Source organism: Xanthomonas sp. D-109, from assembly GCF_017746095.1.
Classification (GTDB): domain Bacteria; phylum Pseudomonadota; class Gammaproteobacteria; order Xanthomonadales; family Xanthomonadaceae; genus Xanthomonas_A; species Xanthomonas_A sacchari.
Map to the genome: position 1 here is coordinate 128,048 of NZ_JAGHWV010000009.1, position 16,044 is coordinate 144,091.

16 protein-coding genes are annotated in these 16,044 nt (G+C 71.7%); 12 read left to right on the forward strand and 4 right to left on the reverse strand.

The genetic code is table 11. The features are described from left to right. Nucleotides 1-2: 2 nt before the first annotated feature. Nucleotides 3-1,115, reverse strand: coding sequence for a ribosome small subunit-dependent GTPase A (gene rsgA, locus J7357_RS10160; RefSeq protein ID WP_209246146.1), 1,113 nt, complete (start codon nt 1,113-1,115; stop codon nt 3-5). 216 nt (nt 1,116-1,331) lie between these two features. On the opposite strand from rsgA, the gene J7357_RS10165 reads away from it, so the two are divergent. From J7357_RS10165 to J7357_RS10180, 4 genes are all read left to right on the forward strand, one after another. Continuing rightward, entirely contained in the window at nt 1,332-2,609 is a 1,278-nt protein-coding gene (locus J7357_RS10165) for a pyridoxal phosphate-dependent aminotransferase (RefSeq protein WP_209246148.1), read from the forward strand. Nucleotides 2,610-2,698: 89 nt separating this feature from the next. Next, nucleotides 2,699-3,340 (forward strand): SGNH/GDSL hydrolase family protein, encoded by a 642-nt coding sequence (locus tag J7357_RS10170; protein ID WP_209246150.1) that lies wholly within the window; start codon nt 2,699-2,701, stop codon nt 3,338-3,340. A 57-nt stretch (nt 3,341-3,397) separates the two neighbouring features. Further along, nucleotides 3,398-4,069, forward strand: a complete 672-nt coding sequence (locus J7357_RS10175; RefSeq protein WP_017910897.1) for a methyltransferase domain-containing protein — start codon at nt 3,398-3,400, stop codon at nt 4,067-4,069. Nucleotides 4,070-4,139: 70 nt separating this feature from the next. Beyond that, a complete protein-coding gene (locus tag J7357_RS10180; protein ID WP_209246152.1) occupies nt 4,140-4,478 on the forward strand; it encodes a hypothetical protein in 339 nt (112 codons plus the stop codon). A 78-nt stretch (nt 4,479-4,556) separates the two neighbouring features. Here the strand turns inward: J7357_RS10180 and J7357_RS10185 are convergent, their stop codons facing one another. After that, complete coding sequence (locus J7357_RS10185) at nt 4,557-5,333, reverse strand: polysaccharide deacetylase family protein (RefSeq protein ID WP_209246154.1); 777 nt, start codon at nt 5,331-5,333, stop codon at nt 4,557-4,559. A gap of 57 nt (nt 5,334-5,390) precedes the next feature. Here J7357_RS10185 and grxD point away from each other — a divergent pair, with 57 nt between their 5' ends. After that, the gene (gene grxD / locus J7357_RS10190) at nt 5,391-6,317 is read left to right on the forward strand and encodes a Grx4 family monothiol glutaredoxin (RefSeq protein WP_209246156.1); all 927 of its coding nucleotides are present in this window, start codon (nt 5,391-5,393) and stop codon (nt 6,315-6,317) included. Between the two features lie 497 nt (nt 6,318-6,814). On the opposite strand, the gene J7357_RS10195 is transcribed toward grxD, so the two are convergent. After that, entirely contained in the window at nt 6,815-7,360 is a 546-nt protein-coding gene (locus J7357_RS10195; RefSeq protein ID WP_209246158.1) for a DUF924 family protein, read from the reverse strand. A 164-nt stretch (nt 7,361-7,524) separates the two neighbouring features. Here J7357_RS10195 and J7357_RS10200 point away from each other — a divergent pair, with 164 nt between their 5' ends. The 4 genes from J7357_RS10200 (at nt 7,525) to J7357_RS10215 (ending at nt 12,798) form a co-directional block, all read left to right on the forward strand. Beyond that, a complete protein-coding gene (locus J7357_RS10200) occupies nt 7,525-8,925 on the forward strand; it encodes an amidohydrolase (RefSeq protein WP_209246160.1) in 1,401 nt (466 codons plus the stop codon). Continuing rightward, entirely contained in the window at nt 8,922-10,211 is a 1,290-nt protein-coding gene (locus J7357_RS10205; RefSeq protein ID WP_209246162.1) for an amidohydrolase family protein, read from the forward strand. The genes J7357_RS10200 and J7357_RS10205 overlap by 4 nt, the downstream gene beginning before the upstream one ends. Nucleotides 10,212-10,378: 167 nt before the next feature. Continuing rightward, nucleotides 10,379-11,983 carry a rhamnogalacturonan lyase B N-terminal domain-containing protein gene (locus J7357_RS10210; protein ID WP_209246164.1) on the forward strand — a complete coding sequence of 535 codons (1,605 nt, stop codon included), beginning with the start codon at nt 10,379-10,381 and terminating at the stop codon, nt 11,981-11,983. Nucleotides 11,984-12,069: 86 nt separating this feature from the next. Next, entirely contained in the window at nt 12,070-12,798 is a 729-nt protein-coding gene (locus J7357_RS10215) for a hypothetical protein (RefSeq protein ID WP_209246166.1), read from the forward strand. A 34-nt stretch (nt 12,799-12,832) separates the two neighbouring features. Here J7357_RS10215 and J7357_RS10220 read toward each other — a convergent pair whose 3' ends face one another. After that, on the reverse strand, nt 12,833-13,666 hold the full coding sequence (locus J7357_RS10220; protein ID WP_209246168.1) for a cellulase: 834 nt from the start codon (nt 13,664-13,666) through the stop codon (nt 12,833-12,835). 315 nt (nt 13,667-13,981) lie between these two features. Here J7357_RS10220 and J7357_RS10225 point away from each other — a divergent pair, with 315 nt between their 5' ends. The 3 genes from J7357_RS10225 (at nt 13,982) to J7357_RS10235 (ending at nt 16,019) form a co-directional block, all read left to right on the forward strand. After that, entirely contained in the window at nt 13,982-14,611 is a 630-nt protein-coding gene (locus J7357_RS10225) for a DsbA family protein (protein ID WP_209246170.1), read from the forward strand. 47 nt (nt 14,612-14,658) lie between these two features. Next, nucleotides 14,659-15,600: a DegV family protein gene (locus J7357_RS10230; RefSeq protein WP_209246172.1), complete on the forward strand. Its 942-nt coding sequence runs from the start codon at nt 14,659-14,661 to the stop codon at nt 15,598-15,600. Between the two features lie 80 nt (nt 15,601-15,680). After that, nucleotides 15,681-16,019, forward strand: coding sequence for a hypothetical protein (locus J7357_RS10235; RefSeq protein WP_209246174.1), 339 nt, complete (start codon nt 15,681-15,683; stop codon nt 16,017-16,019). Nucleotides 16,020-16,044: the final 25 nt, after the last annotated feature.

Genomic DNA, 16,044 nt, shown 5'->3' on the forward strand with positions numbered 1-16,044 from the left:
CGTCAGCGGCGCAGGTTGCGCGGCGGCGGGCGCTTGCCTCCCGGCTTGCCGCCGCCGGGCTTGCCGCTGCGGCCGGCGGCCGCGTTCTGCGCCTGGCGCTGCGCCAGCTTGCCGGCGGCGCCGGCCACTTCCTCGCGCAGCTTCAGGTAGTTGGCCAGACGCGCGGCATCGATCTCGCCGCGCTCGATCGCCGCCTGCACCGCGCAGCCCGGCTCGGCCAGGTGCGCGCAATCGTTGAAGCGGCACTGCGTGGCCAGCGCCTCGATGTCGGCGAAGGCGCCCTCGGCCAGGTCTTCCTCGCCGGTGGGCTTGAGTTCGCGCATGCCCGGGGTGTCGATCAGGCAGGCGCCGGACGGCAGCGGCAGCAGCGCGCGATGCGTGGTGGTGTGGCGGCCGCGCGAGTCGGTGGCGCGTACCGCCGCGGTGCGCATCTTCTGCACGCCGAGCAAGGTGTTGGTGAGGGTAGACTTGCCGGCACCGGACGAGCCGACCAGCACCGCGGTCTGCCCCGGCCCCAGCCACGGCCGCAGCGCGGCGACGCTGTCGGCCTCGCGCGCGTTCACCGTCAACAGCGGGATCGACTGCGCCGCCAATTCCTCCAGCACCGCCAGCGCGTCGTCGGCGTACTCGGTGAGGTCGGCCTTGGTCAGCACCACCACCGGTGCCGCACCGCCGCCGCCCACCAGCAGCAGATAGCGCTCGATCCGCCGCGGATTGAAGTCCGCGTCCAGGCCGCAGACGATGAACACCGTGTCGATGTTGGCCGCGATCACCTGCTGGTGGTAGTGCTCGCCGGCGGCGCCGCGCTTGATCGCGGTGCGCCGCGGCAGCAGCGCGACGATGCGCGTGTCCTCCAGCAACACCCAGTCGCCGACCGCGGCGCGCTCGTGGCTGGGAAAGCGCGGCCGCTGCCAGTCCGGCAGCGACTCGACCTTGAATCCGGTGTCCACCGCGTCGGCGACCACGTAGCCGGTGCGGTGCTGCTCCACCACCCGCGCCGGCCGCGCCTGCGGATGCGTCTCGAACAGCGCGCGCCAGGCCGGCTCCTCGGGCAATCCGGGCCAGGGCCAGCCGATGGGGCGCAACGCGTCGAAGTCGATCGGGGAGGAAGTCATGCGCGGATTCTAGAGGGTGTGCCGCGCCCGGAGGTGAGCGCAGTCCGGCCGTGGGGGCGACGTGCGCGGGCCTGCCCGGCGCCGCCGCCTCGCCCATCGCAGCGCCGAGCGCGGAGGCCAACCGCCGTAGACGGCCCGCCACCACGCAGCCCCCCGCCCCGCCGCGGTGTCACATTTCCGCTACCATGCAGGTCCCACGCCCCACCGGCCAATGCGATGCCCACCCTGCCGATCAAGCCGCTCGCGATCCGCGAACGCCTGTCCGAAGTCCGCTACGAGATCCGCGGCGAACTGGCACGGCGAGCCCGCGAGCTGGAGGCCCAGGGGCGCAAGCTGATCAAGCTCAACATCGGCAATCCCGGCGCGTTCGGCTTCCGTGCGCCCGAGCACCTGCAGCGCGCGATCGCCGACGACATGGGCCGCACCGACCCCTACACCCACCAGCAGGGCCTGCCGGAGGCGCGCGAGGCGATCGCCGCGGCCTACGCCCGGCGCCAGCATCCGGACGCGCACCCGGACCGCATCTTCGTCGGCAACGGCGTCAGCGAGCTGATCGACCTGTCGCTGCGGGCGCTGCTCAACCCCGGCGACGAAGTGCTGGTGCCCTCGCCCGACTACCCGCTGTGGTCGGCGGCCACCATCCTCAACGACGGCCGTCCGGTGTACTACCGCTGCGCGCCGGAGAACGGCTTCCAGCCCGACCCGGTGGAGATCGAGACGCTGGTGTCCTCGCGCACCCGCGCCATCGTGCTGATCAACCCGAACAACCCCAGCGGCGCCAGCTACTCGCGCGCACTGCTGGAGAAGATCGTCGCCATCGCGGTCAAGCACAACCTGCTGCTGATGGTCGACGAGATCTACGACCAGGTGTTGTACGACGCCGCGGAGTTCGTGTCGGTGGCGCCGCTGGCCGGCGCGCATCCGTGCATCAGCTTCGGCGGCCTGAGCAAGGTGCACCGCGCCTGCGGCTGGCGCGTGGGCTGGGCGCTGCTGTCCGGCGATAGCGAGCGCGTCGGCGATTTCCGCAACGCCATGGACCTGCTCGGCGCCCTGCGCCTGTGCGCCAACGTGCCCGGCCAGTTCGCCATCGATGCCGCGGTCAACGGCCCGGACACGATCTCGCCGCTGTGCGCGCCCGGCGGCCGCCTGTACGAGACCCGCCGCGCGGTGATCGAGGCCTGCGCGGCCAGCGAGCACCTGTCGCTGGTGCAGCCGGCCGGCGCGCTGTACGCGTTCCCGGCCGTGGTCGGCGCCGCCGCGCGCGGCTTCGACGATCACGCCTTCGCCCTGGAACTGATGGAACAGGAAGGCGTGCTGGTGGTGCCCGGCTCCAGCTTCAACGTGCCCTACCGGCACCATTTCCGCGTCACCCTGCTGCCGGAGGCGGCGACGATGCGCGAGGTGTTCGCGCGCATCGACCGCGTGCTGGCGCGCCGCGCCGAGGACGCCACCAAGGTGGTGCCGCTGAAGCCGCGGGCGGCTGTGGGGCGGTGAGTGGGGAATGGGGAATGGGGAATGGTGAAGCGTGCGCCGCTCCTGCGAGCGCGCGTCCCGGTGATGGGGCTGCCATTGGCGCCGCGTAGATGAGCCAGGCGCGTTTCGCCGCAGTCCAGCACGCACCGCTGCGCTACCTGGCGCTGGGCGATTCCTACACGATCGGCGAAGGCGTTGACGCCGACGGACGCTGGCCGATGCAACTGGCGGCGGCGCTGCGCCGCGACGGCATCGCCCTGGCCGATCCGCAGATCGTCGCCACCACCGGCTGGACCACCGACGAACTGGACGCCGGCATCGACGCGGCCGCGCCGCAGGGACCCTTCGACCTGGTGACGCTGCTGATCGGCGTCAACAACCAGTACCGCGGCTATCCGCTCGACGACTACCGCGCGCAGTTCGACGCGCTGCTGCAGCGTGCGATCGGTTTCGCCGACGCGCGGCCGCAGCGGGTGCTGGCGGTATCGATCCCGGACTGGGGCGTGACCGCCTTCGCGCAGCCGCCCGCACACGATCCGGCGCGCATCGCCGCGCAGATCGACGCCTTCAACGCCGCCGCGCAGGCCTGCTGCGCCGCGCGCGCGGTGCGCTTCGTCGACATCACCGGCTGCAGCCGCGACGGCGGCGGCGATCCGGCGATGCTGGCCGCCGACGGGCTGCATCCGTCGGCGGCGATGTATGCGCGCTGGAGCGCAGTGCTGTCGCCGGCGGCACGCGATGCGTTAGCCTAGCTGGCGTACGCCCGCTGCCAAGGACCGACATTGCGCGACGCCAGCACCACCCAGCCCATGACCCGCCCGCAGGCCCTGGCCATCGCCCGCGCCTTCCTGCCCACGCACCCGCTGGGCAACCGCTACGACTACTACTACACGCGCACCAAGCTGCGCACCGACCCGCTGTATCCCGGCGTGCTCGCTGCGCTGCGCGGCACCGACGCGCCGGTGCTGGACCTGGGCTGCGGGCTGGGCCTGCTCGCGCACGCGCTGCGCGCCGACGGCCAGCGCCAGCGCTACCACGGCGTGGACATCGACGCGGCCAAGATCCGCCGCGCCGGCGCCATCGCCGCGCGCAACGGGCTGCAGGACACGCATTTCGCGGTGGTCGACCTGGGCCAGTCCTGGCCCGAGCACCACGGCAGCGTCGCGATCCTGGACGTGCTGCAGTACCTGGACCGCGACATGCAGTCCAACCTGATCCGCAGCGTGGCGCGCATGCTCACGCCCGGCGCCAAGCTGGTGATCCGCAGCGGCCTGGGCGATGCCAGCGGCCGCGGCCGCACCAGCCGCATCACCGACGTGCTCGCGCACCTGGCCGGCTGGATGCAGGAACTGCCCAAGGCGTACCCCACCCGCGACAGCCTGCAGGCCCAGCTCGACGCCGCCGGCCTGCGCGCCAGCTTCGCGCCGTTGTACGGCAACACGCCGTTCAACAACTGGCTGATCGTGGCGGAGCCGCGTTGAGGCGGGTGCAGGAAGGTCGCTTACGCAGCGGCCGCGTCGGCTGCGCCGACCCGCACCCGGATCGCCGCGCATGACCGCGCCCGCGCCACGGCCACGCTCCGGCCTGGGCATCGCGTCCCTGGCGACCAGCCTGCTCAGCGCGTTGGTGCTGCTCGCGGCGCTGGTGCTCAGCACCTTCTTCGTCATCCCGACGTTCGCCGCTGGCCCGCACGCGCCGATGTCGCTGCTGCTCGGCCTGCTGGCGTTGTTCACCGCCATCGCGCAGGTCTGCGCCATCGCGCTGGGCATCGGCAACTGCCTGCAGCCTGGTCGCAGCAAGCAGTACGGCCTCCTCGGCCTGTCGTGCGCCCTGCTCACCCTCGGTGCGATGGCGGCGTTGATGGCCTACGGCATGACGCGGCCGGGCTGATTCAAGCGCCGAGCGAACGATCGGCGCGCGGCGTGCCGCGCGCATCGCAATGCCGCGGCACGACCACGTACCTCCCAGTCAATCCGGCAGCACCGCCTGCAACCCGCGTGCCTGCAACGCCTGCAACACCCCCTCCACGATCGCCGGGTTGTGCCCGTGCGCCGCGCCCTCGTGCAGCAGCACGATGGCGCCGGGGCGCAGGTCGCGGGCAATGCGCGCGACGGTGACGGCCGGATCGCAGCGCACACCGTCGAAGCCGCGCGCGCTCCAGGCCACCCGGGTGAGGCCGTGCCGGCGCAACGGTGCGGCGACGAAAGGGTTGGTCATGCCCACCACCGAGCGGTACCAGCGCGGCGCAGTGCCGGCGATCGCCGCCAGGGTCTGCTGCGCCTGGCCGATTTCCTGCGCCATGCGCCGCGGCCCCAGCGCCCAGAACCACGCCTGCGGGTGATGCTGGCTGTGGTTGCCGATGCCGTGGCCGCGGCGCAGGATCTCGCGCACCAGCTGCGGGCGCGCGGCGGCGCGGGCACCGACCAGGAAGAAGGTGGCCTTGGCCTGGTGGCGGTCGAGCAGGTCCAGGATCGCCGCGGTGTCGTCGGACGGGCCGTCGTCGATGGTCAGCCACACCCGCGGCGCGCTGCCGGGCAGGCGGTCCAGCACCGGCGCGTACAGCCGCGCCCGCGGCAGGAATACCGGGAGCACCAGCGCCGCGTGCGACAGCAGCAGCGCCGGCAGGCCGACCTGCCAGCCGTACATCCACCACAGCGCCGCCACCAGCGCCTGCGAGGCCAGCGCCCAGGGCAGCCAGCGGTACGGGTGGCGCGGGATGCGATGCAGCGTTTCCGGAACTGTCATGCCTCATGATGCCATGCGGCGTAGAATGACCGGTCCGACTCTGCGACGACTGCTGCCATGTCCCTCGACCCCGCCCTGCGCTCCCGTATCGAAACGCTGCTCAGCTCCAACCGCGTCGTGCTGTTCATGAAAGGCCAGCCGGGCATGCCGCAGTGCGGGTTCTCCGCCAAGGCGGTGGGCGCGCTGAACGAGCTCGGCGTCGACTTCGCCCACGTCAACGTGCTGGCCGACCAGGACATCCGCGAGGGCATCAAGGCCTACGGCGACTGGCCGACCATCCCGCAGCTGTACGTGGACGGCGAGCTGATCGGCGGCAGCGACATCATCCTGCAGATGGCAGGCAGCGGCGAGCTGAGCGAACTGCTCGGCGTGGCCGCGCCGGACCGCACCCCGCCGTCGATCACCATCACCGATGCCGCCGCCGAGATGCTGCGCGGCGCGCTGGCCGACGCCCCGGGTGCGAGCCTGGCGCTGGCGATCGACGCGCAGTTCCAGCCGAACTTCCAGCTGGCGCCGACCGATCCCAACGCCATCGCCGCCGAATCCAACGGCCTGCGCGTGCAGTTCGACCTGGGCAGCGCGCGCCGCGCCGACGGCATCACCATCGACTGGGTGGACGACATCCGCGGCCGCGGCCTGGCGATCGACAATCCCAATGCGCCCAAGCCGGTGCAGGACCTCAGCCCGCGCGACGCCGACGACCAGGTGCGCGCCGGCAGCCTGCTCCTGGTGGACGTGCGCCCGCCGGAAGAGCGCGCGGTGGCGGCGGTCAACGTGCCGTTCCGCACCCTCGACGGCGAGCAGCGCGCGCAACTGGAAGCGCTGCCCAAGGACACCGCCCTGGCCTTCCTGTGCCACCGCGGCGGCCGCAGCGCGCAGGCGGCCGAGCACTTCCGTTCGCTGGGCTTCAGCAACGTGCACAACGTGGTGGGCGGCATCGACGCCTGGACCGACCAGGTCGACGGCAGCGTGCCGAAGTACTGAGTTACGCACCTCGTTGTTTGCGTCCAGTGCGGACGCGCCGAAAGGGCGATCGAACGATCGCCCTTTTTTGTATCCGCGCGCTGTGATTGCCATAGCGCGCAACCGCGCAACCGCGTAGGAGCGGCTTCAGCCGCGACCGGGCCTTACCGGGAACGCACGGTCGCGGCTGAAGCCGCTCCTACCCTGGGCACACCACCGCTTGGCGTCTTGCGCACCTGCTGACGGCAGCACCGAAGTCCGGCAATCCTTGTGGGAGGGACTTCAGTCCCGACTGCAATGAAGTCGAATGCGTCCGATGGTTTCGCTCGTCGCGGCTGAAGCCGCTCCCACAAGAAGCGCACTCCGTGTCGCCGGTGCGAGTACCAAGCGAATGCTGGCGGCCGCGCCAACTGCCTGGTGGCTCCCTGTGGGAGGGACTTCAGTCCCGACTGCAGTGACATCCGATGCGCCAGCGGCGTCGCTGGCATGACGCCATGATCGCGCAGGCACCGCTTCCCTCACCCAGCGAACCCACCCGCATCCAGAAACGCCTGCTCCTCCGCCGTGGTCGTGCGCCCCAGCGCCGCATTGCGGTGCGGGAAGCGGCCGAAGCGCTGGATCACGTCCTCGTGCACCACCGCCCACTGCAGCGACTCCGCGTCGCCGAGCGCGCTGAACAGTTCCACCGCCTGGCGCTGCCGCGCCGCGTCCTCGGCATGCGTGTAGGGCAGGTAGAAGAACATCCGCAGTTCCGCATCGGCCTGCTGGTCGAAGCCGGCCGCCAGCGCCTGGTCGGCGTAGCGGCCGGCCAGGCCGTCGGTGGCGAAGGCGTGCGCGCTGCCGCGGAACACGTTGCGCGGCACCTGGTCGAGCAACAGCAGCAGCGCCAGCGCGCCCTCGGCGTCGGCCAGCCAGTCGACGCGTTCGCCACGCGCGGCGGCATGGTGCGCCTCCAGCAGGTGCTGGCGGACATTGGCGTCGAAGGAGTCGTTGGCGGCGAACCAGCGTTCGCGGCCGGCGCTGCGCCAGAAGTCCACGACGGTGCGCGCGGGGGTGTCGGTCATCGCAGTTTCCATGGGCGGGAATCGGCCCTGGATAGCAGGTTCGGCGTCGCGATCCGGTGCAGCCGGGCGCGCCGATGCCGCACCCGCACTTGGCAAGCGCGCCGGCTCGGGCTAGCGTGCGGGCACGGCCGCAAGGGCCGCGTCCATCTTCCGGGGAAAATCCGATGCGTCATCTGTTGCTCGCCTGCCTGGGCGTGGCGTTGTGCGGCCCTGCCGCGGCCGCCTCGCGTTTCGTCGACGATCCCTATCCCAGCACCTACCGCGCGCTGCCGTCGGTGCCGGTGCTGATCGAACACGCCACCGTGCTCACCGGCACCGGCGAGCGCCTGGACGATGCCGACGTGCTGCTGCAGGACGGCCGCGTGCAGGCGGTCGGCCGTGCGCTGGCCGCGCCGGCCAACGCCACCCGCATCGACGGCCACGGCAAGTGGGTCACCCCCGGCATCATCGACGTGCACTCGCACCTGGGCGTCTACCCCAGCCCGGGCGTCAGCGCGCACAGCGACGGCAACGAGGCGACCGCGCCGGTGACCCCGAACGTGTGGGCGGAGCATTCGATCTGGCCGCAGGATCCCGGCTTCGGCACCGCGCTGGCCGGCGGCGTCACCGCGCTGCAGGTGCTGCCCGGCTCGGCCAACCTGGTCGGCGGCCGTGGCGTCACGTTGAAGAACGTGCCGGCCACCACCTACCAGGCGATGAAGTTCCCCGGCGCACCGTGGGGCCTGAAGATGGCCTGCGGCGAGAACCCCAAGCGGGTCTACGGCGAGAAGGGCGGCCCTTCCACGCGCATGGGCAACGTCGCCGGCTACCGCGCCGCCTTCATCGACGCCAGCGAATACCTGCGCAAGAACGCGCCCAAGCAGAAGAGCCCGCCCAAGCGCCACTGGTGGAGCCGCGGCAACGGCGACAACGACAGCAGCGGCGACAGCGGCGGCAAGCGCGACCTCAAGCTGGACACCCTGGCCGGCGCCATCAACGGCGACATCCGCGTGCATATCCACTGCTACCGCGCCGACGAGATGACCACCATGCTCGACCTGGCCAAGGAGTTCGGCTTCAAGATCGCCGCCTTCCACCATGGCGTGGAGGCCTACAAGATCGCCGACCGCCTGGCCCAGGAGAATGTCTGCGGCGCGCTGTGGGCCGACTGGTGGGGCTTCAAGATGGAGGCCTTCGACGGCATCCAGGAGAACATCGCCCTGGTCGATCGCCCCGCCAACGGCTGCGCGATCGTGCACTCGGATTCGGAGGAAGGCATCCAGCGGCTCAACCAGGAAGCGGCCAAGGCGATGGCCGCCGGCCGCCGCGCCGGCATGGAGATCCCGCCCGAACGCGCGATCCGCTGGCTGACCAGCAACCCGGCCAAGGCGCTGGGCATCGACAAGCAGACCGGTTCGCTGGAGCCGGGCAAGATGGCCGACGTGGTGCTGTGGAACGGCAACCCCTTCAGCTCCTACGCCCTGGCCGACAAGGTCTACATCGACGGCGCGCAGGTCTACGACCGCGCCGACCGCCGCCTGCAACCGACCTCCGATTTCATGCTCGGCCAGGAGGCTGCCCGATGAGCCGCGCCCCACTCTCGTCCCGTTGCCTGGCGCAGCGCCTGGCCCTGGCCGCCTGCCTGCTGCTGGGCAGCACGCCCGGGTTCGCCCAGGACATGCTGATCCGCGGCGCCACCGTGCACACCGCCAGCGCCCGCGGCACCCTCACCAATGCCGACGTACTGGTCCAGGGCGGCGTGATCCGCGCGGTCGGCCCCGGCCTGAGCGCGCCGGCCGGCGTCGCCGTGGTCGAGGCCAAGGGCCGGCCGCTGACCCCGGCGCTGTTCGGCGGCATCACCGAGATCGGCATCGAGGAGGTCTCCGGCGAGGCGTCCACCGTGGACAGCACGCTGACCCTGCCGCACGACCAGCCGATGCGTCCGGAGTTCGACGTGACCCTGGCCTACAACCCCGAATCGGTGCTGATCCCGGTCGCACGCGTGGAAGGCATCGGCTTCACCGCGCTCGGCGCCAACACCGGCGGCGCCTTCGTCGCCGGCCAGGGCGCGGTGATGCGCCTGGACGGCGGCGCCGACCCGATCGGCCCACGCGCGCTGTACCTGCACCTGGGCAGCGATGCGCTGGAACTGAGCGGCAAGTCACGTGCGGCGCAGTGGATGCTACTCGACCAACTGGTCGCCGAAGCGCGCGGGCGCCTGCCCGCCGACTCGCCGCACGCGCTGCTGACCCCGGCCGGACGCGCGGTGCTGGCGCGCTACCTCGCCGGCCAGGGCCGCATCGTGGTGACGGTGAACCGCGCGGCCGACATCCGCCAGTTGCTGCGTTGGGCACAGCGCGAGAAGGTGCGCATCGCCATCGCCGGCGGCGACGAGGCCTGGAAGCTGGCGCCGGAACTGGCGAAGGCGCAGGTACCGGTGTTCGTCAATGCGCTGGACGACCTGCCGGCCAGCTTCGACCAGATCGGCGCCACCCTGGAGAACGCCGCGCGCCTCAACGCCGCCGGCGTGGCGGTGAGCTTCACCCAGGGCGGCGACGGCGCGCACAACGCGCGCAAGCAGCGGCAACTGGCCGGCAACGCGGTCGCGCACGGGCTGCCGTGGGACGCCGCCCTGGCCGGCCTGACCCGGGTCCCGGCCGAGGCCTTCGGCGTCGGCGATCGCCTGGGCAGCATCGCCCCGGGCAAGCTCGCCGATCTGGTGCTGTGGGAAGGCGACCCGCTGGACGTGGCGCATTACGCCGAGCAGGTCTGGCTGGGCGGCCGCGCCATCCCGATGCGCTCGCGGCAGACCGAGCTGCGCGACCGCTACATGCAGCAGAGCGGCGCGCTGCCGAAGGCGTACACGCACTAAACCGCGTCGAGTACGCCGGGACGGCATCGCACGGACGATGCCGTCCCATCGGTGGCAACGCCCCGCAACGCGCACCTGAGCGCCGCCCCACCGCCGCGCGGACGCGGCATCGCGCCCGCGTCCGCGCGCAGTAGGCTGTGCGCCTCGCTGCCGTCGCCCGCGCCGCCATGCCCTGCTTGCTTCGCCTGCTGCTGTGCTGCCTCGCCCTGTCCGCCGCGGCACCCGCGCTGGCGAACGCAGCCGATTTCGGCGTCGCCCAGGTCGGCGATCGCTTCGTCGTCGACAGCGGCGCCGATCTGCAGTTCAGCGTGGACGCGCACACCGGCGACGTGGTCTCCATGCGCTACCGCGGCGTCGAACTGGATAGTCCGGAAGCCAAGCACTCGCAGATCGCCTCGGGTCTGGGCAGCGCCCGCGTCGCCGCGCGCACCGTCGGCGACACCGTCGTGGTCTCGGCCAGCACCGGCGACCTGGTGCAGTACTACATGGCGCGCAAGGGCCACGACGCGATCTACCTCGCCACCTACGCGCCGACGCTGCTGCCGGTCGGCGAACTGCGCTTCATCGCCCGCCTCGACGCGGCCAGGCTGCCCGACGCCGAACGCGAGCCGGATGCCAACGTCGGCACCGCGATCGAAGGCAAGGACGTGTTCCTGCTGCCCGACGGCCGCACCAGCTCCAAGTTCTACTCGGCGCGGCGCGCGATCGACGACAGCGTGCATGGCGTCAGCGGTCCCGGCCTCGCCGTGCGGATGTGGATGGGCGATCGCGAACACAGCGCCGGCGGGCCGTTCTTCAAGGACATCGCCACGCAGCAGACCGCGCGCACCCACGAGCTGTACAACTACATGTTCTCCAACCACACCCAGACCGAGCCGTACCGCGGCGGTCTGCACGGGGTGTACGTCCTGCAGTTCAGCCGCGGCGGCGCGGAAGCGCAGGTGCCGCCGGACCTGCGCTTCGTCGACGCGTCGCTGGGCTTGCAAGGTTTTCTGGGTACGGAAGCGCGCGGCGCGGTGGCTGGCCAGGTCTCCGGCATCGCCGCCGGACAACCGGCGGTGGTGGCCCTGCGCAACGCACAGGCGCAGTACTGGACCAGGGCCGATGCCGCCGGCCGCTTCCGCATCGCCGGCATCCGCCCCGGTGCGTACCGCATCGCGCTGTATCAGCACGAACTGGAAGTGACCCACGACACCGTGCAGATCGCGGCAGCGGCCACCGCCCAGGCCGAGCTGCACGCGGTTCCGCTGCCGGGCCAGGTGATCTGGCAGATCGGCGATCCCGATGGCACGCCCGCCGGCTTCCGCAATGCTGCGTTGCTGGCGAGCGCGCATCCCTCCGACCGGCGCATGGCGCCATGGGGGCCGCTGACCTATCGCGTGGGCCACGACCATCTCGACGCGTTTCCGGCAGCGCAATGGCGTGGCGTCAACACGCCCACGCGCATCGCCTTCGTGCTCGGGCTCGACCAGGTCCACGCCTACCGCCTGCGGCTGTTCGTCACCCTGACCCAGGCCGGCGGCCGACCGCAGCTGCGGGTAAACGAACGTTGGAGCGGGCCGGTGCCGCCGCGCCCGGAGCAGCCGGACAGCCGCGGCATCACCCGCGGCACCTACCGCGGCAACAACACCGTCTATCTGTTCGACATTCCCGCCAGCGCGCTGCAGGCCGGCCTCAACACGCTGGACATCGATGTCGCCTCGGGGTCGCCGGACAACGGTTTCCTCGGCCCGGGCATCGTCTTCGACAGCGTGCAATTGCTCGCACCGTGAGGCGCTGCGGGCAGACACGCCACACGCGCCGGCGAGGACGTCGCGACGCTGCTACGCTGCGCCCCTGGCCCGACGGAGACGTGCCGATGCGCAGTTCGCTGTCCCTCCAGCGCCTGCTGCCGCTGGCGCTGCTGGTCGTCGCCTGCGGCGCCGGCGCCGCGCCGCCCACACCCGGCGTCTATCTCGCCGATGGCGGCGACCGCCTCGACGTGGCGCGCGACGCCGACGGCCTGGGCTTTTCGCTCGACGTCACCGGCGCCAACGGCCATACCTGTGCGCTGGACGGCACGCTGCAGGGCGAACTCGGCTTCACCCGCGCGCACGACGACGATCCCGCGTCGCTGTGCCGCACCCGCCTGCATGCCGAGGGCGACGCCATCCGGGTCGAGGCGCTCACCCCCGACACGTGCCGCGACTACTGCGGCGCACGCGCCTGGTTCGAAGGCGATTACCGACGCGTCGCGCCGGCCTGCGTGCCCGAGGCGGCGGAGGCCACGCGCGCGCGCTTCCTGCGCCAGTACCAGGCCAAGGACTACGCCAACGCCGAACGCACCCTGGCGGCGCTGCTGGACGGCTGCGGCAAGACCCTGTTCTGGCTGGACGCCGCGCAGGTCCGCACAGATCTGGCGCTGACCCAGTATCACCTGGGCGACCGCGCCGGTTGCCTGCGCACGCTGGCACCGGTGCTGGAACGCGCCGGCAGCGATGCCGAGGACGTGCGCAACAGCCTGCCGCCCAGCGATGCCGACGGGTTTCTGCCGATCGCCCGCGCCGCCTGGCACAACGCGGCGCTGTGCAAGGCGCCGCCGCGCTGAGCCAGGCAGGAACGGCGGCGCCCGTGCGGCGCCGTCAGTTGGCGCCGATATTGGCCTGGATCCAGGCCCAGCCGTTGCCGCGCACCACCTCGAAACCGGCCTCGACCACGTGCAGGTACATCGCGTTGCTGAAGCGTCCGTCCTGCGCGCGGTGCGTGTGCAGCCAGGTCAGGAACGGCTTGATGTCGATGTTGAGATTGCCGTTGCTCGGCAGGGTCGGCTGGCCCGCGGTGTTGTGCGGAATGAAGGTGTAGACGTAGTAGCCGGCGGCGCTGTTCATGCCTTCCCACAGATCGAAGGTGTAGCCGCCGGCGCTGATGACGTTGCTGGCGGTGAGGGTGCCGATCGGATACGAGTTGTGGCCGCCCCAGATCATCACTTCGGCCTGGGGAATCGCGCTGGAGGACACCGTGCTGTCCCAGCGGAAGAACAGGTCGTAGGCGAAGTCGCCGGCCAGGTTGCTGCCGCCGGACGAGTACGCGAAGGTCGCCGGCAACGACCGCAAGGCCGAGACCTGCCGCGGGAAGGTGCGGTCGGCGGTGGGATTGAAGCCGTAGTGCGAGCCGCGCAGGATCGCCGGATAGCCGTACAGGCTGGCGTTGGGGAAATTGAAGGTCACGGTCATGCTCGGCGTGCTGCCGCTGTGGAAGGTGCCCTGGATGACGTTGTTGGGATCGTTGAAGTTGTTCACCCAGGCGTACTGGTTGCCGTACACCTGGTAGGGACCGGCCAGCGCCAGCGGCGCGACGGCGAACAGGGCGGCGGCGAACAGCGCGCGCAGGACGCGCGTCCGGCCGCGCCGCGGCGCGGCGACGGTGGCGGGAAGGCGCGGCGAAGCGGCAGCGGAAACGGGAGCGGAAGCGTGCATGGCGGTCTCTCCTGGGCGTGCAGGGGCAGCGACACTGCTGCCGCGGCGGACGCTAGCAAGGCGCGCGCGCCGCGAGCTATGACAAGACCCGCGCGCGCCATGCGCCAGCGCAATAGCGCTAACGCGATCCAGGCCGCGGGCGTGGGCCGCTTCACAGGTATCTCGTGCCGGCGAGATTCTCGCCAATGCATCGTCTACGCAGTGCTGTCCGCACTCGCACCAGGCGGCACCGACGTCCCGCACTGCACCATGCGCTGGCAGGTCGCCGCGCGCGCAGCGCCGCGATAAGCTGATGGGTCATTGCGGAGAAGCACGATGACATTGCGCTGGTACTTCGATTTCATCTCGCCGTTTTCCTATCTGCACTGGCAGCAGGTGAAAACGCTTCCGGAGTTCGACCGGATCCAGCCGGTGCCGATCGTGTTCGGCGCGGTGCTGGCGCAGTTGCAGGCGCGCGGGCCGGCCGAGGTGCCACACAAGCGCGAATTCACCTACCGCTTCGTGCAGTGGCAGGCGCAGCAGCAGGGCGTGACGCTGCGTTTCCCGCCGGCGCACCCGTTCAACCCGCTGACCGCGCTGCGCCTGTGCGTCGCCGCCGGCACCACGCCGCAGGCCATCGACGCGATCTTCGACTGGCTGTGGCGCGACGGCCACGCCGGCGACGACGCCGCGGCGCTGGCGCCGGTCGGCCAGGCGCTGGGCATCGGCGACGTGGCCGCGGCCACCGCCGATGCCCAGGTCAAGGCGCAGCTGCGCGCCAACACCGAACAGGCGCTGGCGGCCGGCGTGTTCGGCGTGCCGACCCTGCAGATCGACGACACCCTGCTGTGGGGCAACGACGCGCACCCGCTGATGCGGGCGGTGCTGGCCGACCCGCAACTGCTGCAGCGCGGCGAGATGGCGCGCCTGGCGACGCTGCCGGCCGCCGTGCAGCGGGGCGCCTGAGCGGCCGCCATGTGCATCGACATTTCCCCGTACTGGAGCTTCAGCGGATGCGTATCGGCATCGTCGTAGATTCCGCCTGCGATCTGCCGCAGGACTACATCGCGCAACACGACCTGGTGGTCCTGCCGATCAGCGTGCGCCTCGGCGGCACCGTGCTGGCCGATCAGCGCGACGAAGCGGCGACGCTGGAATTCCTGCACGCGCAGGTCAGCGCGCACGGCGCCGAGGCCGAGACCGTGCCGTACAGCGTGGCGCAGATCCGCGAGCTGTTCCTGGGCCGGCTGGTCATCGACTACGACCACGTGTTCTGCCTGACCATCGCCAAGACCCGCAGCCCGATCCACGACCACGCGCAGCAGGCTGGCTTTGCCATCCTCAGCGACTACAAGCCGATCCGCCAGGCCGCCGGTCACGCCTCGCCGTTCGCGCTGCGGGTGATCGACACCCAGAACCTGTTCGCCGCGCAGGCGGTGATCGCCGTCGAGGCGGTGCGCTTGCGCGCCGACGGCGCCGGTGTGCAGGCCATCCGCGAGCGGCTGGAGACGCTGGCCGAGCACACCCATGGCTACATGATCGCGCGCGACCTGTACTACCTACGCAGCCGCGCGCGCAGCAAGGGCGACCGCAGCGTCGGCCTGCTCAGCGCCGCGCTCGGCTCGGCCCTGGACATCAAGCCGGTGCTGCACTGCCACCGCGGCGAGACCGCGCCGGTGGCCAAGCTCAAGGGCTTCGACCACGCCGTGCAGACGCTGTTCGGCCTGGCCGCCAAGCGCGTGGCCGCCGGGTTGATGACGCCCACGCTGTGCCTGAGCTATGGCGGCGAACTGGCGGAACTGCGCGCCCTGCCCGGCTACGCGGCGCTGCGCCAGGCCTGCGACAGCCAAGGCGTAGAGCTGCAGGAGAGCGTGATGAGCCTGACCGGCATGGTCAACGTCGGCAAGGGCGCGCTGGTGCTGGGCTTCGCCGGCGAGGCGCTGCGCTTCGGCTGATTCGTCCGGGCCGCGTCGACGGCGGCGCGGCGCCGGCTCTGCTAGGCTGCGCCGCTTCGTACCGCCCACAAGAGATGCCCATGGCCGTGACCTACTCGATCAGCCTGCCCGATCCCGCCCGTGCCCGCGGCAACCAGCCGTCGCTGAGCTTCACCGCGCACGGCGCCGACGCCTTCGCCGAACAACTGCAGGCCGCGCTGAGCGACCCGGCCTGGTTCGAGCGCTGGCGCGCGCTGCAGCCGGAGCCGGACGAGGTCGATCCGGCGCTGGGCGTGACCGATCCGGCGGCACGGGTGACCGGCCGCCAGGACGATCTGCGCATCGACCTGTCCGCCACCACCAGCATCCCCGGCGACATCCTCAAGCAGCGCCTGCGCCTGCTGGCCGGCAGCGGCTGGGAACTGCGCGACGTGCGCTGAAACGCGCGCCCAGGCCACCGCACCG